General features: G+C 41.2%; 16 protein-coding genes. 11 read left to right on the top strand and 5 right to left on the bottom strand.

Going from position 1 to position 20960, the window contains the following annotated elements; genetic code table 11:
- Positions 1-48: 48 nt before the first annotated feature.
- The gene (locus PTUN_RS09685) at positions 49-2187 is read right to left on the bottom strand and encodes a TonB-dependent receptor (RefSeq protein ID WP_009840075.1); all 2139 of its coding nucleotides are present in this window, start codon (positions 2185-2187) and stop codon (positions 49-51) included.
- A gap of 206 nt (positions 2188-2393) precedes the next feature.
- Here PTUN_RS09685 and PTUN_RS09680 point away from each other — a divergent pair, with 206 nt between their 5' ends.
- From PTUN_RS09680 to PTUN_RS09665, 4 genes are all read left to right on the top strand, one after another.
- Complete coding sequence (locus PTUN_RS09680) at positions 2394-3053, top strand: hypothetical protein (RefSeq protein WP_009840074.1); 660 nt, start codon at positions 2394-2396, stop codon at positions 3051-3053.
- Between the two features lie 322 nt (positions 3054-3375).
- On the top strand, positions 3376-5259 hold the full coding sequence (locus PTUN_RS09675; protein ID WP_040644155.1) for a hypothetical protein: 1884 nt from the start codon (positions 3376-3378) through the stop codon (positions 5257-5259).
- 95 nt (positions 5260-5354) lie between these two features.
- Positions 5355-5681 (top strand): antibiotic biosynthesis monooxygenase family protein, encoded by a 327-nt coding sequence (locus tag PTUN_RS09670; protein ID WP_009840072.1) that lies wholly within the window; start codon positions 5355-5357, stop codon positions 5679-5681.
- An 81-nt stretch (positions 5682-5762) separates the two neighbouring features.
- On the top strand, positions 5763-6005 hold the full coding sequence (locus PTUN_RS09665) for a hypothetical protein (RefSeq protein WP_040644278.1): 243 nt from the start codon (positions 5763-5765) through the stop codon (positions 6003-6005).
- Between the two features lie 31 nt (positions 6006-6036).
- Here PTUN_RS09665 and PTUN_RS09660 read toward each other — a convergent pair whose 3' ends face one another.
- Positions 6037-7251: a GGDEF domain-containing protein gene (locus PTUN_RS09660; RefSeq protein ID WP_009840070.1), complete on the bottom strand. Its 1215-nt coding sequence runs from the start codon at positions 7249-7251 to the stop codon at positions 6037-6039.
- Positions 7252-7589: 338 nt separating this feature from the next.
- On the opposite strand from PTUN_RS09660, the gene PTUN_RS09655 reads away from it, so the two are divergent.
- The 5 genes from PTUN_RS09655 to prpF all read left to right on the top strand — a co-directional run bounded on the left by PTUN_RS09655 (position 7590) and on the right by prpF (position 14366).
- Complete coding sequence (locus PTUN_RS09655) at positions 7590-8273, top strand: GntR family transcriptional regulator (protein ID WP_009840069.1); 684 nt, start codon at positions 7590-7592, stop codon at positions 8271-8273.
- A 48-nt stretch (positions 8274-8321) separates the two neighbouring features.
- Positions 8322-9200 carry a methylisocitrate lyase gene (gene prpB / locus PTUN_RS09650; protein ID WP_009840068.1) on the top strand — a complete coding sequence of 293 codons (879 nt, stop codon included), beginning with the start codon at positions 8322-8324 and terminating at the stop codon, positions 9198-9200.
- Positions 9201-9289: 89 nt separating this feature from the next.
- Complete coding sequence (prpC, locus tag PTUN_RS09645) at positions 9290-10414, top strand: bifunctional 2-methylcitrate synthase/citrate synthase (RefSeq protein ID WP_040644154.1); 1125 nt, start codon at positions 9290-9292, stop codon at positions 10412-10414.
- Positions 10415-10550: 136 nt separating this feature from the next.
- Positions 10551-13142 (top strand): Fe/S-dependent 2-methylisocitrate dehydratase AcnD, encoded by a 2592-nt coding sequence (gene acnD, locus PTUN_RS09640; RefSeq protein ID WP_009840066.1) that lies wholly within the window; start codon positions 10551-10553, stop codon positions 13140-13142.
- A 51-nt stretch (positions 13143-13193) separates the two neighbouring features.
- Positions 13194-14366, top strand: coding sequence for a 2-methylaconitate cis-trans isomerase PrpF (gene prpF, locus PTUN_RS09635; protein ID WP_009840065.1), 1173 nt, complete (start codon positions 13194-13196; stop codon positions 14364-14366).
- A 76-nt stretch (positions 14367-14442) separates the two neighbouring features.
- Here prpF and nudB read toward each other — a convergent pair whose 3' ends face one another.
- From nudB to PTUN_RS09620, 3 genes are all read right to left on the bottom strand, one after another.
- On the bottom strand, positions 14443-14874 hold the full coding sequence (nudB, locus tag PTUN_RS09630) for a dihydroneopterin triphosphate diphosphatase (RefSeq protein WP_009840064.1): 432 nt from the start codon (positions 14872-14874) through the stop codon (positions 14443-14445).
- 126 nt (positions 14875-15000) lie between these two features.
- Positions 15001-15582: a hemerythrin domain-containing protein gene (locus tag PTUN_RS09625; RefSeq protein WP_050760051.1), complete on the bottom strand. Its 582-nt coding sequence runs from the start codon at positions 15580-15582 to the stop codon at positions 15001-15003.
- Between the two features lie 273 nt (positions 15583-15855).
- A complete protein-coding gene (locus tag PTUN_RS09620; protein WP_009840062.1) occupies positions 15856-17520 on the bottom strand; it encodes a BamA/TamA family outer membrane protein in 1665 nt (554 codons plus the stop codon).
- Positions 17521-18159: 639 nt separating this feature from the next.
- On the opposite strand from PTUN_RS09620, the gene PTUN_RS09615 reads away from it, so the two are divergent.
- Together PTUN_RS09615 and PTUN_RS09610 are read left to right on the top strand one after the other, a co-directional pair.
- Positions 18160-20013, top strand: a complete 1854-nt coding sequence (locus PTUN_RS09615) for a monovalent cation:proton antiporter-2 (CPA2) family protein (RefSeq protein ID WP_009840060.1) — start codon at positions 18160-18162, stop codon at positions 20011-20013.
- Entirely contained in the window at positions 20001-20903 is a 903-nt protein-coding gene (locus PTUN_RS09610; RefSeq protein ID WP_009840059.1) for a LysR family transcriptional regulator, read from the top strand. Before PTUN_RS09615 ends, PTUN_RS09610 begins: the two co-directional genes overlap by 13 nt.
- Positions 20904-20960 lie beyond the last annotated feature (57 nt).

The following is a 20960-nucleotide window of genomic DNA, read 5'->3' as shown; positions in this document are numbered from 1 at the left end:
CAAGGTTGATTTAGGGTTTTTTCATATAAAGTCAGAGTATTAAATTGGTTAAAAAGTATAATTCATACTGACATTCAACGAGCGACCTTGACCGCGTAATTGTTGATACCCTTGTGAGGTATCGGCTTTAAATTCTGCAATATTAACGCCACCTAATGGTAATTCGTACTGAGTATCAAGAAAATTAGTGATGGCAAATGTCATGCTTAATTGCTGCCAAGTCACACTGCTTTGAATATTAACCAAATGATAACTATCGGTTTGATTTTCAAGGCGGCGTGCGTCTATACGATGTTTGCTATCGACCCATTGCCAACTGATGGCGTGCTGCCAGTTATCCTGTTGTTGTATCAGCTTTAATTCACTTTGTAAGGGTTGAATTTGATAAAGCGGGTCGTTACTATCATCGCGCTCACCACGGGTCGCATTAACCTTGGCTTTTAATGTAATTTGGCCTTGGTTTTTACTGTCATGAAGTTGTACTGAGCCATCGAATCGCACCCCATAAAGGTGTGCATCTACATTGGTAAATTTTAAAATATGACGTTTATTATCCGCAATATTACTGCGATTAAAACGACCCACCACATCGGCATCGATATAATCATTGACTGCGCTGTACCAAAGGTTTGTACTCCATTGCCAAGGTGATGTGTCACCGGCCATTGCATAGGTAATACTGGCGGTATGCGCCGATTCTGGTGCTAAATGAATATCGCCAATATAGCCGTTACCATCACCATACCAACCTATCATGCTGGTCGCCATAGCGCTTTGCCCCCAGCTATAGCGCTCATACAAGTTAGGTGCACGATTTTTGCGGGCTAATCCAAATTGTAGTTCTTTAAAATTATCGAATGCATAACGCGTAACTATTGTGGCATCTACCAAGGTGTCGCTTTGTTTTCGGTCTTGCTGATTAAACTGTTCGGCTGCTTTGGCATCGATACTTTTCATTGGCATTGCCATGCCTGGCATCGTCATTGGCATGCTGTTGTAATTTTGTACCAAACCAGCTTGGGTGCGCACTTGTTCAATTCGAATGCCGCCTGACATTGACCAAGCGGTATTCAGTTGCTGATCTAACTGTGCAAAAGCGGCCAAACGTTGCCGTTTACCATCATGAATATTGTGATATTCATTAGGGCCCATCATCATTGAGCCTGCAACCGGTGGCCACCAGTCTTCGATTTCGTAATGGTAATACTCTTGGCCGAGAGTAATGGCCGATGTATTGTTAAACTCGTGAGCGAATTTGAGTTGGTAACTGGCATCTTCGGCATCGGTTTTCATTGGCATTTTGCCGGTTTTCTCATCAGTAAAGAACCCCATTTCGTGGCTCACTTTATGCCAGTTTAGGTGCGCCGAAAAATCACCTAACTCGGTTTGGCGTTGATATTGTGTGGTCAAACCAACACTGGTGTTATCAACCATGTCCATGTATTGATTAGCAAATCCTTGAAAGGGAATATGCTGATGATTGAGTTTAATGGCCAATTGTTGTTTATCAGATTTTAATGCCGCTATAAGCACATGGTTTTGTGAGCGGTATAAGGTATCAAGCACAGTCTCACCATTACCATCTTGGTAGCTTTTCGCATCTGAATATGCGCCTTGATAACTTAAGCTAAATGTTTTACTGGCCAATTGCGCACTCGCACCGAGAGAAACGCCTTCATCAACGCTGCGATATTGCGCAGCCAATGAGCCCGCTTGCCACGTTAAACTGGTTGAATCGCTAAATGTTGGTGCGATGGCGTTAACGTGGATCACGCCAGCAATATTATCGCCACCTGCACTGACAGGTGAAATACCCGCAATAACAGTTAAGCTTTTGATTTGATTTGCTGATAAGTACGAAAGTGGCGGGTTCATTTGATTCGCGCATGCCGCGGTAATATCTGCCCCATCGACTAAGACTTTAACTCTATCGCCCATCATGCCGTTTAAAATAGGCAAGCTAGAGACACCCCCAGCGGCAGAAAAATCGACCCCTAATTCTGTTAAAAGCTGCTCGCTTGAGCCTAATAAGCTTGCGTCTTTGAGATGATCAGCATGAATTTCAATCACTTCAATTTTATCATCGGCGACAGCGGTTGCTGAAAAAAGACCATTAATGATTAACGCAAGGGGAGACAGCGCTAGTATCGTTTTATTCAGCTTTGGATAAGCATGTTGAGTAGCCATAATTTCCTTCAAATTCTTTGAGTTATCCAGTTTTCAGCTTAATTATAAAGCTGCTTATTAGTGCTGAACATGTGACAAATTGTCGCAGGTAAGAATAAAAACCTTATATCCTAGAGCAGTAAACTGTGTTTGGCGTGATAAAAAGATAAAATTGGTACAGCGATTGCTTTGTAAAAAGACTTTGAAAATTAAGTGTAAGGACGACTATGTTTTTATCTATTCAAACTATTGCCAACAAGGTGGCAATAGACACACAAATAAGTAAAAAAGACGCAAACATTAATCATCAAGGAACGTTAACTAAATTTACAGATGCACTAGATAACGCCAGTGTGGCGACTGGGGTGCTTGATGCCAATGTTAAACATGAAATACCTGATTCGACGCGAACCTTGTATAAGAAAATAACGGATAAAGTTACCAGTGAACTTGATGTGCGGCTAAATTCTCGAGAAAAAGCAATTAGTTATAGTCGTAATAGTATTGATGCTATTTTAAATGAGCCAATTGAAGTTGAAATGACACCCCAAGATTTAAAGCGCGCCATTATTTTTGCTCGTTTAGGCATCGATTATGAGAAAGTCAAAGAACTTGAAGCTAAAATTGATCTGCTTACTTTAGCTAAAGAAGAAATAGAGCAATCCATAGCTTTAACTGCAACAGATAAAGCAACGTTGCTTGAGCAAATTGAAGAAGAGCAAACAAATCTTAACGAGAAAATTGAAGCATTAATGAAGGGTCATGAAGGCAAAGAGCTTGATGCCCTTGAACAAGTGCTTTATGGCAAACAAGCAAACGGAGTTGATCTTTTAGCCAATTTGCAGCAAGCCAGTGAGTATCATTTGCAACTGCGTGCTGGAGAATAAAGCGTGACGTGCTAAATCTGACTGTTAAATGGTGCCTGGCTATTCAATCGAATTATCACAGATTTGATGGGATAGTCACTTTAATCACTTCCAATCAGAGCTTTAACTCTAAAATAGCTCTTAAAATGGTTCTTTTGTCGAAATTAAATTGTATGCAGCATGAGATATTTGGCTTCTAAATACTTGTTAAATATCGTAATCTGAGTGCCAAAACTAAAGCTATAACAATAAATCTAGCTTTGGTTTAGTTTAATAATGACAAGTTTACGCCATGATTTCTGTGGCAGTGCGCTTGTTTGATGTGTTTCGACAGGAGTGTAAAATGGCATTTGATTACGGATCTATTGATTTAGGGCTAAAAAATCCCTTTAAAAAAGAAGGGGCTGTCACAGCAATCCGAGGGGCAATCGAAGCACTATTGGGCGTGTATTTATTGGTACAAGCAGCATCAAGTGTTAAAAGTGATGCCGTTTTGGGCTGGATCACTGTGGTATTTGGCTTATTTTTGTTGGGCTTGGGTTTAAAAACAGCCACATCAGGAATTATTGCTACGTTACGTTATTTTGTTGGACGAAATCACCCAACCTCGTTAGCTGCCAATTTTAGTCGCTCTGAAGCCAGTACGGCGAAAGAAGAATCATCTTATGTTGCTTATTCAAAACAAGATTTAACAGAAATGTTAGTTGGGCGTAAAAATGCAACTTTTATAGAGCCGCATGGTTTCTTAGCGCATTTTTTACATAGTATCTTACCAAAACTAACGTTTATGCCGTATCCAGTGCGCAACATGGCACAGCGTTTATTTGGCGCGATTGTAAAAACACTTGTAGCATTAATTGCCTATGCTTTAGCTGCGTTTGTCTCATTAGCGGGTTTTGCCGGCGAAATTGGTGAGTTTGTATTTCCGCTATATTCTGTTGCACTTACACTGTATTTGCTTTTAGTCTGGCGCCAAGTAGGTACAGCCTTAGTGCGCACAGCTGATAAACACATTCCAAGTATGGGGGGCATGGTGCTTGCCAAAGTGATTGCGGGCGCCATTATTTTACCTGTCGCTGTGGGGGTGGGTTTTAGCTTGTTTTTAAATACCGCGAAGATGGATTTGGCCGATGTCAGCCAACTTGCCGTGTACTTACCCGATCCTCATACTGCATTGTATTTAATATCGATTTTAGTTGGCGCAATTGTTGTAACTACAATTACTGCACTGATGTTATTTAAGCGTCTAAATTATACCGATCCGAAAGTAGAAGTATCTGAACTGCGTGAAAATTGGCAGGAATCTGTTCATCCTAATGAGATTTTTATTAATTTAGATAACTTAGTGATGGCTAATCGTCGTTATAAAGAAGTACCAAATCGGGTATATCAAGAATTAGAGCCCAATTTAAACGAACAAGTTGAAGGCAAGGGAAAGTTTTTTGGTGAAATGATCCAAGAAATCCAACCTAAGGTCAAGCCGATGGAATTAGGCTCAAGCTTCAACTTAGCGCGCTTAACAAGCCTGGTGTTAGGTAATTTACTGTATATTACCGGTGCAATTTTAGTGGTTTTATTGGCGTTTAATTTAGGGGCTGTGTACCAAACAATTGCTCAATTTGGTGGTAAAAGTTTAGCGCGATTATCAGCAGAGCAAATTACAACCTTGAGTAATGTAATAAGTACCGTAGTGCATTTGTTTTTCGCCGCCATTCTTTTACGTGCTTTTGCCCGTATTTTAACTAATTCTGCTCATGTGTTTTTTGCGGAAATGTTATTTGAAAGTGAGCTGATTTATTTAAAAGTAGAAGGAACGTTCACCGAATCAAAAATCTCAACCGGTACAGGTATTCACGATTCGACTCGTTCAGAAAATACCTTAGTGCGCTCAAGCATTACACCTTGGATTATCGTCAGTCGTATCGTTTCAAGCACTTTTGCGGCCAGTGGCATGCGTAATTTAGAGCATCCTCGGTTTATTTTAGAAATGCACAAAAATGATGAAGAGCTGGCTAGTATTCGTAAAGATGTGGTTGGTTTCTTAAAAGATCGCGAGTCGATTGCTGCCATTACCAGTGAGCGAGATTTATACAATGCGGCGCAAATTCATGAGATTAATCAGCAATCGCGCGCGATTCCTATGCAACAAGCGATTGGTCAAAATCATGATGAAGCAGCCGGTTACGTGCGCCAAGAAGCACAATTAAGCGATGAGTCGAAATCTTAACTCATTGTTTATATTTATAGTTTAGTAGCATTGTTAAGGGCTCAGAGACTTAGGTGTATCTGGGCTTTTTTTATTATTAATTTTTTGGAATTACCATGTCTTTAATCGCAACCACGCCCACACCGCCTTATTACGCGGTCATTTTTAGTTCGGTTCGAACTGAGCTTGAGCAAGGCTATATTGAAATGGCCAACCAAATGATGGCACTCGCAGCAGAGCAACCGGGTTTTTTAGGTGTTGAATCAGCCCGTAATGAACTGGGTATTACGGTGTCATATTGGCAAGATTTGCAATCAATAAAATTATGGAAAGCCAATATTTGTCACCTAGAGGCACAAAAGCGTGGGCGCTTGCAGTGGTACAGTGCCTATAAAACACGTATTGCCAAAGTCGAACGTGACTATGAAATGGATAAGATTTAGCTTATTTAATTGATGCCTTAAATCTAAGCGATGTTGACCTTAGATTGGCAGCTTTATGCCGTGCTAGTTTTGGAGAGTAAAATGGGATTCAGATTTTGGTTCAAAAGAGCGGTGTTTGTCTATTGCGGTATTTTTGTGGTGCTGATGATTGCCGAATTAATAAAACAAAATAGTATTACAACAGCGTTAGAGCACAGCTTACTGTGGGCTGCAATTTCGACTGCTATTTTTATTATGGCAAGATTCATTCAATCAAAACAAGGTATTGTTTGTGATTCATGCCAGGATTTCCCAAAGCCAAAAGCACCTAGTAAAAAAGAGTAACAATGAGTTAGAGGCACAGCCACCTGTTTGACTAATCGACCTTTGACGAGGCTGCTAATGGGGAGCTGATATTTGCGTTGTGATTGTCTTTGGCAAAACACAGGCAATTTCGTCCACTCGCTTTGGCCCGGTACATTGCAATGTCAGCTTGTTTTAAAGCCTGTTCAATCGTGGTTGGCACAGCTACATGACATACGCCACAGCTAGCTGTTAGATTAAAGACATGACTGTTATATTTCACCTCGGCAAGCCTTAAGTTTTCGATTAGCTTGGTTGCAAAATACTCGGTTTGACTTTGGCTTTTATTCGGTAAAAAAACTAAAAATTCTTCGCCACCAAAACGACATGCAATATCCTTTTTGGCTAAATTAGCCTTTAAAACGTTCGCTGTAGTTAATAACGCTTTATCGCCTGCATCGTGACCAAATTCATCATTAATCAGTTTAAAAAAATCTAAATCAAGCAGCAGTAAACCATACTCATCTTGCGGGTGTTTTACAGTATAGGAGTTGATTAAACGCAGTGTTGCGCGCCGATTATAAAGTTCAGTTAATGGGTCTGTATCGGCTAATTTTCTTACTTTAAAAATTAAGTAGGTGATGGCGCACCCAATCATTGAACAATTAACTAACAACGCCAATAACATATAAAACCACAACATAGGCAAGGCTGCATGTGTCGTGACTGAAATAAAAGGAGCAATGCCTTCTTCATTTAATAGTAAATGACCGGCACGATAAATAAAGACACAGGTTAAGGATGCAATCGGAAAGATTAAGAAAATAGCACCAAAATAGGAGGTAACTTTGCGAGCACAATGAAATAAATCAAGACTCAATAAGCTAAATGCGGTGATAGCGCTTAATGAAAAAATAATACCTAAAGCATAATTTGATGATTCTAATGGAGGGAAGAATAAACCGGCCACAAAACTGATGGCTAATAATACTATATCGGTTTTTATGGTTACTTGTAGCTTGAACAGTTTTTGAGTCGCTAAACGTAATAAGTAAAATCCAGTTAGAACAATTAAATCTGCTCCATTCCAAACAACAATGTTTGAGTATTCACCTCTAAAAGTGACCAAAATAATCCCAGTTACCACACAAAAATTTGCTAGCGCATAAAATGCACTCGCTTTTGGTGCAATTTTAAGTGGGTAAGCCATCAAGCCCCATGCGAGCCCAGCTGTACCTGTAATAATACAAATTACCTGAATTAAAATAAGTGCCTGAGGATCAATCATTAAGGTTGGGGGCTAAATCGAATAATTTATTTGAGTATAGGCGTCAAGTCGCCTCTTGCCGTGATTATTGAATTAAAAAAGTTATAGCAGTAATGCCAATGAGAAAGCGTAAATCATAAAATTAAACACGTATTTATAACGTGGCTGCGAGAGCCATTTTTTCAATTAAAACACCATTCAATCATTAAATTGTCAACATAATGAACAATAAATGTCATTTTGAGCTGTAAAAATAAGTTTTCCTCTATAGATTGTCGACAATTTTAGCTTGCAAGCTTGACATCGAAACAGACATCGACCATAGTCTTGCCTCTATAATTGTCGACAAAAGAACTGTGATGGACTCAGAAAATCAGATAAAAACCGCTTCAGATAAAGTTTATGTCGACATTCGCCAAGCTATTGTTGAAGGTGAAATCCCGCAGGGCAGTAAAATATCTGAACCAGAGCTAGCAAAGCGCTATGGCGTGAGCCGCGCGACACTGCGTGAGGCACTTAATCGTTTAGAAAGTTGCCATTTGGTGGAGCGCAAAGCCAACGTAGGGAGCCGAGTGGTTGCTTTAACTGAAACTAAGCTCAAAGAAATTTTCCAAGTACGAGCGTCGCTCGAAGGGCTGGCATGTCGGTTAGCTGCACAAAATATGCCTGACGACGAAATTGCACAAGTCAAAGCCTTACTCGATTTACATTTAGCCAATCAACGAGTGAAACAGGGGGAATCCTATTACCAAGAAGAAGGTGATTTAGATTTTCATTATCGCATTATCAAAGGCAGTAAAAATAGTCATTTAATTCACTTACTGTGCAATGAGTTGTATCAATTAATTCGGATGTATCGAGTACAAATGGGCATGAATGGTCCTCGCGTTAGCCGTGCATTTGACGAACATTTAGCCATTATTAATGCCATTGCAGCAAAAGATGGTGAATTGGCAGAGTTGCTGATGAAGCGCCATATAGCTTCATCAGGCGCCAATATTGAAAACAAATTTAAAGCAGCCGCAGACGCTGTTAATCAATAAAATCTTATAACAGAATCTGGTTACACCATGATTTAGGAGAAGAAATACATGTCAGCAGGAAAAAAATTCAGACAAGCATTGGTTGACAATGCACCACTACAAATTGTCGGCACTGTGAATGCGTATTGCGCGATGATGGCTGAAAAAATTGGTCATAAAGCAATTTATTTATCGGGAGCGGGTGTAGCTAATGCTTCGTATGGCTTACCTGATTTGGGCATGACAAGTTTAGACAATGTACTTGAAGATATCCGACGTATCACTGCCGCCAGTGATTTACCGTTATTAGTTGATGCGGATACTGGTTGGGGTGGGGCATTTAATATTGCTCGTACTGTAAAAGAAATGACCAAAGCAGGTGCTGCGGGTTGTCATATTGAAGACCAAGTGGCGCAAAAACGTTGTGGTCATCGTCCTAATAAAGCGATTGTTTCTACTGAAGAAATGGTCGATCGCATTAAAGCAGCGGTGGATGCACGAACTGATGCTGAGTTTTTTATCATGGCACGTACCGATGCATTCGCTCAAGAAGGCTTAGAGGCTGCAATTGAGCGTGCCAAAGCGTATGTAGCGGCAGGGGCTGATGGTATTTTTGCTGAAGCGGTAAAAACGCAAGCACATTATCGCGCCTTTACTGAAGCACTTGATGTACCAGTATTAGCGAATATTACCGAATTTGGTCAAACTGAACTGTGGAATAAACAAGAGCTAGGCGAATGGGGAGTGAGCATGGTGCTTTATCCATTATCGGCATTTCGCGCCATGAACAAAGCAGCTGAAAATGTGTATCAGTCAATTCTTGCTACGGGCGACCAAAAAGCGGTGGTTGATACCATGCAAACTCGTATGGATTTATACGAGTACCTTGGTTATCACGATTATGAACAAAAACTTGACTCATTGTTTGCTGAAGGCAAAAACAAATAACTTAATTAACCAAAAAATTAATCAACAGGGTCGTTTGTCATCAAGGTGAACGATGCTTTTAAAATGACAATAAAATTAAGGACATGGATATGACAGATAAAAAATTAAGTGGGGCAGGCTTACGTGGCCAAAGTGCTGGTGAAACAAAATTATGTACGGTGGGCAAATCAGGCTCAGGCTTAACCTATTGTGGTTATGACGTATCGGACTTAGCCGATAATGCCAGCTTTGAAGAAGTGGCCTATTTACTGTTTAACGGTGAATTACCCAATCAAGCCCAATTAACTGAATATAAAGCTGGCCTTAAAGCGCAGCGCGATTTACCACAAGCGTTAAAAGAAGTATTACAACGTATTCCGGCTGATGCGCACCCAATGGATGTTATGCGCACAGGTTGTTCTTTTTTAGGTAATTTAGAGCCAGAAACAAGTTTTGATCAACAACACACCGCCGCGAATCGTTTATTGGCGGCATTTCCAGCAATCATGTGTTACTGGTATCGTTTTAGCCACGAAAACATTGAAATTGAGTGTACCTCAGACGAAGATTCAATAGGGGGTCACTTCTTAAAATTATTAAGCGGTGACACGCCATCAGAGCAACACCGTAAAGTAATGGATGTCTCGTTAATTTTATACGCAGAGCATGAATTTAACGCTTCAACATTCACTGCACGCGTATGTGCCTCAACGCTTTCAGATATGTTCTCGTGTGTGACGGGCGCGATAGGATCATTACGTGGCCCACTTCATGGTGGTGCAAACGAAGCCGCGATGGACATGATCCAAAAATTCAGCTCACCTGAAGATGCTAAAATTCAAATGGCTGGCATGCTTGAGCGCAAAGAAAAAATCATGGGTTTTGGCCATGCGATTTACCGCGAGTCAGATCCACGTAATGTGATCATCAAAAAATGGTCAGAAAAACTGGCCCATGAATTTGGTAATACGTCACTGTACGATATTTCGGTTGCCTGTGAGGAATACATGTGGGATAGCAAAAAACTATTCTGTAATGCTGATTTTTTCCATGCTTCGGCGTATCACTTTATGGGAATTCCAACTAAGTTATTCACGCCTATATTTGTCTGCTCTCGCGTAACAGGTTGGGCAGCACACGTAATGGAGCAACGTGCTAATAACCGTATTATTCGTCCAAGTGCCGATTACATCGGTGCAGAGCCGCGTAAAGTAACACCGATTAGCGAGCGTTAACAAAACCGTGCCCTTATTGCCAAATAAGGGCACATGTACACTGCCAATGGGTCAAAAATTTCACACTAACAAAACAAATAAAGTGTTATTAAGGCTCTTTTAGTACCTCACCGTCACCCATTTTTTGGAAAGAATTATGAATAGCCAATTTCGCAAACCTTTACCTGGCACTTCCCTTGATTATTTTGATACCCAAGCCGCTGTTAATGCTATTGCTCCGGGTGCGTATGCCAAACTGCCTTACACCTCAAAAGTATTGGCTGAGAATTTAGTTCGCCGCTGCGAACCTGAAAAACTAACTGATTCGCTTAAGCAACTGATTGAACGTAAACGCGATTTGGACTTTCCATGGTTTCCTGCACGTGTTGTTTGCCACGACATTTTAGGACAAACCGCGTTAGTTGATTTAGCAGGGCTTCGTGACGCGATTGCCGAAAAAGGCGGCGATCCGTCAAAAGTAAACCCTGTGGTACCAACCCAGCTAATTGTTGATCACTCATTAGCTGTTGAGCATGCCGGTTTCGAAAAAGATGCATTTGCTAAAAATCGCGCGATAGAAGACCGTCGTAACGACGACCGTTTTCATTTTATTAATTGGACTAAAACCGCGTTTAAAAATGTAGATGTTATTCCGCCTGGTAATGGCATCATGCATCAAATCAACTTAGAGCGCATGTCACCTGTGGTGCAAAGTCGCGGCGGTGTGGCGTTCCCAGATACACTCGTTGGCACCGACAGCCATACACCTATGGTTGATGCGCTTGGCGTAATTGCAATTGGTGTTGGCGGCCTTGAAGCCGAAAGCGTGATGCTTGGCCGTGCTTCGTATATGCGCTTGCCTGATATTATTGGTGTTGAGTTAGTGGGGAAACCCGCAGAAGGGATCACCGCAACCGATGTGGTATTAGCATTAACTGAATTTTTACGCGCTGAAAAAGTGGTGAGCTCTTACCTTGAGTTTTACGGTGAAGGTACCAAGCATTTAACCCTTGGCGACCGCGCGACAATTTCAAATATGACCCCAGAATACGGTGCAACAGCTGCCATGTTCTACATCGATGAGCAAACCATTGATTATTTACGTTTAACAGGCCGTGAAGATGAGCAAGTTAAACTGGTCGAAACCTATGCCAAACAAACGGGTTTATGGGCAGATGACTGCAAAGCTGCCGAGTATGAGCGTATTTTACGTTTTGATTTAACAACCATTTGTCGCAATATTGCAGGGCCTTCAAATCCGCATAATAGAGTACCGACATCAGAGCTTGCCAAGCGCGGCATTAGTGGTGTGGTTGAAAACGATGGCGATAAAATTCCAGATGGCGCAGTAATAATTGCAGCCATCACCAGCTGTACCAATACCAGTAATCCACGCAATATGATTGCTGCAGGTTTATTGGCGCGTAACGCCAATGCCAAAGGGTTAACTCGCAAACCTTGGGTAAAATCGTCACTGGCACCTGGATCTAAAACAGTACAAATGTATCTTGAAGATGCCAATTTATTACCAGAATTAGAAGATTTAGGTTTTGGTGTCGTTGCATTTGCCTGTACCACCTGTAATGGCATGAGCGGGGCGCTTGACCCTGTGATTCAAAAAGAAGTGCTTGAACGTAAACTGTATACCACAGCTGTATTGTCGGGTAATCGTAACTTTGATGGTCGTATTCACCCCCATGCAAATCAGGCGTTTTTAGCTTCGCCACCATTAGTGGTAGCCTATGCCATTGCAGGGACCATTCGGTTTGATATCGAAAAAGATATTTTAGGTTATGACCAAGCAGGCCAAGCGGTCACGCTTAAAGATATTTGGCCAACCGATGCTGAAATTAATGCAGTGGTTGCCAGCTCAGTCAAACCTGAACAATTTAGAAGTGTATATAACCCAATGTTCGACTTAAAAGTGGAATATGGTGACCACATTAATCCGCAATATGATTGGCGCCCACAAAGTACCTATATTCGCCGTCCACCTTATTGGGAAGGCGCATTAGCGGGGGAGCGCACGATGAAAGGCATGCGCCCACTTGCGGTATTGGGAGATAACATCACCACCGATCATTTATCGCCATCAAATGCGATTCAAATGAACAGCGCCGCAGGTGAATATCTGCATAAAATGGGTTTACCAGAAGAAGACTTTAACTCCTATGCAACGCATCGTGGCGATCACTTAACAGCGCAGCGTGCAACGTTTGCCAATCCTAAATTATTCAATGAAATGGTCAAAGAAAACGGCCAAGTGAAACAAGGTTCATTAGCGCGCCTTGAGCCAGAAGGCACAGTTACGCGGATGTGGGAAGCAATTGAAACCTATATGGCGCGTAAACAGCCACTTATTATTATTGCAGGTGCTGATTATGGTCAGGGTTCATCTCGTGATTGGGCTGCAAAAGGTGTGCGTTTAGCCGGTGTTGAAGTGATTGTGGCAGAGGGATTTGAGCGAATTCACCGCACCAACTTGGTTGGGATGGGGGTTTTACCGCTGGAATTTGTTGATGGTGAAAATCGCCATACTTATGCGATAGATGGTACTGAAACCTATGATGTGGTGGGTGAACCAACACCAGGCGCGATGCTGACTGTAGTGATTAATCGAACCGATGGCACGCAAACAGCGGTTGCGGTGAAGTGTCGTTTAGATACCGCTGAAGAAGTCTCTATTTATGCGGCAGGTGGCGTATTACAACGCTTTGCACAAGACTTTTTAGAGTTAAACCAAGCCTAATATTTTAAGCCTCAAGTGATTCACTTGGGGCTATTTTTTGGAGGCCAGTTAATGGCATTTAAACCACAAATCAAAATCCCTGCAACCTATATGCGCGGCGGCACCAGCAAAGGGGTATTTTTTAACCTCACTGATTTACCACCTGAGGCGCAAGTGGCAGGACAAGCCCGTGATAACCTGCTGTTACGCGTGATTGGCAGCCCAGATCCTTACGGCAAACACACCGATGGCATGGGCGGGGCGACATCAAGTACCAGTAAAACGGTGATCTTATCAAAAAGCAGCCAAGAAAATCATGATGTTGATTATTTATTTGGCCAAGTTGCTATCGATAAACCCTTTATTGATTGGAGTGGAAATTGTGGCAATTTAACCGCTGCGGTCGGCTCATTTGCCATAAGTAATGGCTTAGTTGATGCAAGCCGAATTCCTAAAAATGGCATGGCTACGGTGCGGATTTGGCAGGCAAATATCAAAAAAACCATTATTGCAAATGTGCCTGTAACGAACGGTGAAGTACAAGAAACCGGCGACTTTGAATTAGATGGTGTGACGTTTCCAGCTGCGGAAGTTGAAGTGGCGTTTATGGACCCTGCTGATGGTGAAGGGGCTATGTTTCCAACCGGCAATGTGGTTGATATTCTTGAAGTTCCTGGGGTGGGCAGCTTCGATGCGACACTTATCAACGCCGGTATTCCTACCATCTTTTTAAATGCAGCCGATTTAGGTTTTAGCGGAGCTGAGCTACAAGATGACATCAACAATAATGATGCGATTTTAGCGCGTTTTGAAACCATTCGCGCTTATGGTGCGCTTAAAATGGGGCTTATCAGTGATATTGAAGAGGCCAAAACCCGTCAACACACGCCAAAAGTGGCGATAGTGGCGCCTGCTTCAGCTTATGTTTCGTCAAGTGGCAAAGCAATTGCACAAGCCGATATCGACTTAAATGTTCGTGCATTATCTATGGGTAAATTACACCATGCGATGATGGGCACCGCTGCAGTGGCAATTGGTACTGCCGCTGCGATTGCTGGCACTTTAGTGAATTTAGCTGCTGGAGGTACTGCGCGCACCTCAGTGACATTTGGTCACCCATCGGGCACCCTTAAAGTCGGTGCCGAGGCTGAGATGGTTAATAATCAGTGGCAAGTAAAAAGCGCGATCATGAGTCGCAGCGCCCGAGTGTTAATGGAAGGTTGGGTACGCGTGCCGCAAGCGTAAATTAAAATCAGTAGCTTCATTACCAGAACACCACCTTGAGTGGTGTTTTTTTGGCTGTTTGTCATTTATTGTAAGGTTATAAAGCCAAAATTTCTGCACTGTTACTGGGTGACCATGCCTTATCTGCGGCTTCTTGCTGTGCTAGCCAGATTAAATCTGTGTGCTCGTTTGGGTTAAGGGTGATACGAATATCATTTGGGACACAGATACTAAACACATGTTCGGTATTTATTAACGCGTGGGCTTCATAACGATGGCGCCAACAGTCGCGGATTTCGTATTGATTGGTTTTGTGATGATCACTCAGGGTAATACCCAGTTTTAGTGCATCAATGCCTGTTTCTTCTTTAAGCTCACGATAGGCGGTATTGATTGGAGTTTCACCTGGGTCGATGCCGCCAGTGACCGATTGCCAAAAATTGGCATCATCCGCTCGTTGGATCAATAAAAATTCACGACTATGGTTGTAAATAACCACAAGGACTGAAAAGGGTTGTCGTAATGGCATGGGGCACCTAGCTGGTTTTTTGGCAATTGTACCTTAAGGTTGAGCTTTGCAATAGCCAACAGTTTGTTTTTAAGCGTCTGTTTCACTTACACAAGCTAGGCCCCTTTTGCTTATCTAACAAATCGATTAGTTTGCTGCACAAGGCCCACAATGAGGCAATGCAGTAGCCTCAAATAGTTTTAAAAAGAGCTCAGCTTTTTCTTGGTCGTTACTGTGTTGATCAAGCATAGGATATAAAATGTTTTCTTCGCGTTTGTTGTGGCGTGCCAGTAGTTGATTAAGTTGATTATATTCGGCTGCAATTTGATAGTGCTGTTGTGCCAGTTTCTCTGAAATCAACGAAAGTATGGTGATTATTTGTTGATGTTCTTGGCGCATCGTAACGGTTGGGCCTTGCTGTAAGCCTGTTTTTTCTTCAAAAAACGGAAATAAAACTGTTTCCTCGGCGACAATATGAGCGGTTAAGCCCTGTGCAAAAGCAGTGAAATACCGACTAGCCAGTTGCGGTAAAATCATTAAATAATGGCTAAATTGCTCAGCAAATAAATCAAGGCGTTTATGGTCAGCTTCAAAATAATGGCTCAAGGTATTAGAGTCCGTGATCTCTTGGATCCTTGCCAAATTTGCAGCATCAAATGAATAACAGCGCTGTTGCTTGCTAGTGTGAGTCGTCAAGTGTTTAAACGCATTAAATATGGATAAGGACACGTTCTTGTGCTCCAAAAAGAGATTTTACCTTTTAGCTAAATCTTTAACTGTGGCTCTGGTAAATAGAGCAGACATCAGTTTAAATTTGCTCCTTGTTCATAAAACATATTGTGCGGCTTGTAAGCGGTAAAAACCTTAATGTAAATCAACAAATGAGAGAATTTTTTGCTTATTTATTAGGTTAATTAAGTAGTAATAAAAATAAAAAAGGCGTGCGTTTTTATCACGATAGCCCAAGAAAAATGGTAGGAGGTGTGTATTTGTGTAGGTGATTTAAAAAGTGGTTTTAACTGATAAACCGAACTCCCAAGAATCAACAGCCTCAAACTGGCCAATGGGCTTGGTAAAATCAATGTGCACCACGTTTTCATTACTTGAACGGGATGAATAAAGCCGGATGCCTAAGCCCGCGCTCGATAATAAACTATCACTGACATTCGCTTGATTGGTGCTACCAAACGCTTGGCCTGCATCAATAAAGCCAACAAAGCCAATTTCAAATAACTGATAAACATTGATATCAGGATACATTCTGATTTCAGCAGTCGCTTGAATTTTACTCGTACCATGTTGATAACTTTGCGCAAATCCCCGAAGTCCTTCCTCACCACCGACAGCAAGCGGACGCTCAGCAAATACGCTATTTTGCCATGCGCCATTTACATGGCTATACAAGGCAAATAATCTTGATAGTCTATGGTTGATACTGACGCTTGATGTAAGCTCAAATCGGTCGTTGAGCTCAGTACCGACATCCGCTTTAAAATCTGTATTAAAGCGATATAAGGTGTGCTCATTATTAAACCAAGCTTTATTAATTGCAGTCTGAAATACAAAACCCTGGCCAAAATTAACAGTATCCACGCCAAATTTTGCATTAATTTCCCAGCCTAAATTAATGTCTTCGCTATGGTTGATTAAATCGATGTCATTGAGCACGACATAGTCATCCTCAATATATTGCATTGCAAGCCAAGGGGTAATGATTTGGTAATCGGTTAATCCTACGGGTAAAGGCTTCTCTAATGGCTCATAAGCTACGTTTTCATAATCAAGGCCTGCTAACCAATGCAATGTTGAGGCTGTGTTTTGTTGCCAAATTCGGCCATATGCGAGTTGTGCGTAAGTCGCATCGGTGCCAAATTCATGTTGCTGTTGGCCATTTTGATAAATAAACGCATTTTGTTGCTGTGACATTAGGTAGTAACGCTCAAGAGACTCACTACTGCGTTGATAAAATGGCAAATTATAATCAACCAGTAATACCTTACCATCATCAAAATCATCTGCTTGTAAGGTCAAAGTAGCATGCGGTTGCCACGGTGCGGGCATTTGGAGCATGGTATGGTAACCAGTGCGTTCGTGATCTTGCTGGTATTTTACTGATGCACGAATGCCATAACCGAGCAAATTTGTCTCTTTAAAACCTAGACTTATTTTATTATTTCCACTGCTACGTCCGGCACTGAGTGTGGGCAGTAAACTCCAAGTATCCCATGTTTGTACATCGATTGGTTGTGCTTGATCTGAGGGGCAGTCAGGATCAAAACTTATTTTGGCATCTCGGATATATTTTTTACTTCTTAAGATACGCTCCGCTTCGATTAAATCATCTACGGTTACGGTTACGGTTACGGTTTGATTTGCACTAAACGGTAGTTGGCTTTCAATGACTTCTTTACGCGTATCGATATGCAGCCAATTAACAAAGCGATGGAATGCGGTGCTATCAGGATTGTTTGGGTCAAAAATTGAGTGATTAGTAATGTTTATACCACTTAGCAGGATAGGTGTCGTATCTTTGTTATCTTGAGTTAGGTTGGGCGTTTTTTTAACTTTACACAGTTCTGAAAAATCGAATGGTTCTGCCGCGTTTACAGAAAATGAACTTGCGACTGCGAGGCAGCATAATGACAGTGTACGATAACATTTAACCATAGAACTATTCCTGTAAGACGCAATAAAAGCAGCCAACCTGCTGCGCGTTAACCTAAATGTGGACTGCTGAGTATCATGGGGTCAACGCAGTAGATATGTCTTTTAACTAGGTCTGAAACAATCTTAGGGGATAAGCCTATAATTATCAAACAAAAACAATATCATGGTTTCATCATAAGTATTGAAGCTTAAGAGATTCTTAAGCTTCTTAAAAATAATTTAAAATAAAGTTTGCAGCATTAATAACAGCGCTAAGTCATGACAGTTGCACTGCATCTCAGGGATTAGAGTACTGTCAGTGGTAAATAGAGCCTTTAATAAAAACATGATTTTATGTTTAGTGATAATAAAAATACGGTAAACATTCGTATAAAACGATTTATCCAAGTATATTAAAGCCAGTTTCATTCTGTTTTTAAAAAATAGCAATTGGATAAGAGATTCATCAACATACCCAATTGCAGTAACTATTTGAGTTGTCGTTTTTTTGTTTACTATTTTTAATGGTAACAAGGTGGATTAGTACGTCACTAGCGGTTCTACTGCAAGTAAATCCAACGTTGTTAACGTTAAAAATTGCTGTCTGAGATAAATTTATTATCCAATATTGAGGTTAATGAGTAAGAGGTTTCGCATTTTATGCTTGAAATGGCGGTAATTTATTTGGCTGCAGCTATTGTTGCTGTGCCAATTGCAAAACGTTTAGGTTTGGGTTCTGTGCTGGGTTATTTACTGGCAGGGATTTTAATTGGCCCTTATATCCTCGCTCTGGTAGGTGATCAAACAGATGTGATGCATTTTGCTGAGTTTGGTGTGGTACTAATGTTGTTTTTAGTCGGCTTGGAGTTGCAACCCTCGCGTTTGTGGAAACTCAAAAAAACCATAATTGGTTTGGGTGGCTTACAAGTTATTTTAACGACGTTATTAGTATGGGCTGTTGCTTATTATGTATTTGCTCTGGTTTGGCAAACCGCATTAGCGCTTGGTTTGATGATGGCGATGTCTTCTACGGCCATAGTACTGCAAACGCTGACTGAAAAAGGTTGGATCAAACAAGAGGCGGGGCAAAATGCATTTTCGGTTTTGTTATTTCAAGATATTGCCGTCATCCCCATTTTAGCGTTATTGCCTTTACTTGCTTTAACAGAGCCTGATGCTCATAGCCAAGGCCATACAAGTCTTATTGCTCATTTAGCTGTATATCAACAAGTTTTAATTGCAACGGGCGCGATCGTCGGCATTATTGCAGCCGGTAAATATATAGCCTCGCCATTATTTCGTTATATTGCCCAAACGAGATTGCGCGAGTTGTTTACGGTATTTGCCCTATTTTTAGTGATGGTTATTGCGTTATTAATGCAAAAAATTGGTCTGTCACCAGCACTAGGGACTTTTTTGGCTGGGGTTGTATTGGCCGAAAGCGAATTTAGACATGAACTTGAAGCAGATATTGAACCATTTAAAGGCTTGTTATTAGGCTTATTTTTTATTACGGTAGGCGCTTCAATTGACTTCCCACTCTTTATTGCCAAATTTTGGTTAGTGATTGGTTTAGTTACAAGCCTAATTTTAATTAAAGCATGTGTACTGTATGCCTTGGCATTTGGTTTTAGCATGCAGAAAAAACAACAAGTTTTATTTACCTTGGCATTGGCACAAGGTGGGGAATTTATTTTTGTTTTACTGTCACTGACCGCAAGCCTAAGTATTCTTTCACCTGAACACACAAAATTGGCAACCTTAGTGGTTGCTATCTCAATGTTGTTTGCCCCTTTACTCCTGATTGGTTACGAAAAATGGTTAGAAAAAAGCAGCCGTCATGCGCCATCTTTTGATAAACCAGAACATATTGAAGCCACTAAACATGTCATCATTGCCGGCTATGGCCGTTTTGGCCAAATTATTGGGCGATTACTCAGTGCCCAGGGTTATCATTTATCGATTCTTGATTACAGTCCAAGTCAAATCGAGTTACTCAGGCGCTTTGGTAATAAAGTCTTTTATGGTGATGCTGCTCGCCAAGATTTGCTAGAAGCAGCAGGAGCAAAGGATGCAAAACTCTTGGTTATTGCGATTGATGAGGGAGATAAAATCTTAGAAATTGCACGAATCTGTAAAAAACATTACCCGCATCTTAAATTAGTTGCGCGGGCAATTGATAGGCGACACGCCTATGAGCTAATGCATTTAGGTGTGGTACATTTTAAACGTGAAACGTTTGATTCTGCACTTAATTTAGGCATTGAAGCACTGCAATTATTAGGAAACGATCCCATAGCCGCGGAGCGTGCTGGTCAATTATTTGCTAAACATGACGATGATTCTTTAGCACAATTGGCACAGCTTTGGGGTGATGATAAAAGTTATGGCATCGCAGTGAAAAAACGCCTAGAAGATTTAAAAATTGTATTAATGAATGATAAAGCTGAGCAAGATAAACTTAATTTGTGCCACGGCGAACAGCAAAAGGATGAGTCATCATGCTTAGAATAAGTTTAGAGCAATGGCGAATGTTTCGTGCCGTTGTTGAGTTTGGCGGATTTAATCAAGCTGCGATCGGGGTGCATAAAAGCCAATCGAGTATTCATAATGCGGTGAGTAAAATTGAAGACTCTCTTGGGGTTAAGTTATTTCAAATTGAAGGGCGCAAAACCGTGCTGACACCCGCCGGACAGATGATGCTGCGCCGAGCAAACTATTTACTTGATGAAGCGGCAAAAATTGAAGCTGTAGGACAAACCTTAGGCGAGGGTATCGAAGGTAAGCTGAAAATTGCGGTTGATGAAATATTCCCGCAAAAACTGCTTTATACAGTATTAGATGCAATTTCAATCCAGTATCCATTGCTACAAATCGAGCTGGTTGAGTCTATTTTAACGGGTGCCAGCGAGTTATTGGCAAACAAAGAAGTCGATATTGCTATTTCACCGATTGCGTTAAATGAAGGGTTTAGCGAAGAGCTGTGCCAAATTGAATTTATTGCTGTAGCGACTCCAACACATGCACTTCATCAATTAAATCGGGAATTAACACTCGAAGATTTAAAAAGTTATCGACAAATAGTGGTGCGAGACTCGGCTATTTCACGTAAAAAAGATGAAGGCTGGCTAGGGGCTAATCAGCGCTGGACAGTAAGCCATTTGCGCACATCAGTTGATATGATAAGTAATGGTTTTGGTTTTGCCTGGTTACCTTTGACTTCTATTTTCAATGAATTAAAAAGTGAGCAATTAAAGGCTTTGCCGCTCAGTCATAACAGTAAGCGCACGACAAAATTACATTTAACGTTTATTGATGGCGACCGATTAGGTCCTGCAGCGACGGCTTTTTTAGTTTTGTTAAGAGCGCAATGCAGCAACTTGCCTAGCAGCCCACATGCCTAAATATTACTGTTCAAGCAATAGTAATGTGTATTCTTTTAATAAGTTCACTCAATTTTA

It is taken from the genome of Pseudoalteromonas tunicata, from assembly GCF_002310815.1.
GTDB lineage: Bacteria > Pseudomonadota > Gammaproteobacteria > Enterobacterales > Alteromonadaceae > Pseudoalteromonas > Pseudoalteromonas tunicata.
This window is presented reverse-complemented; position numbering and strand designations above follow the sequence as displayed.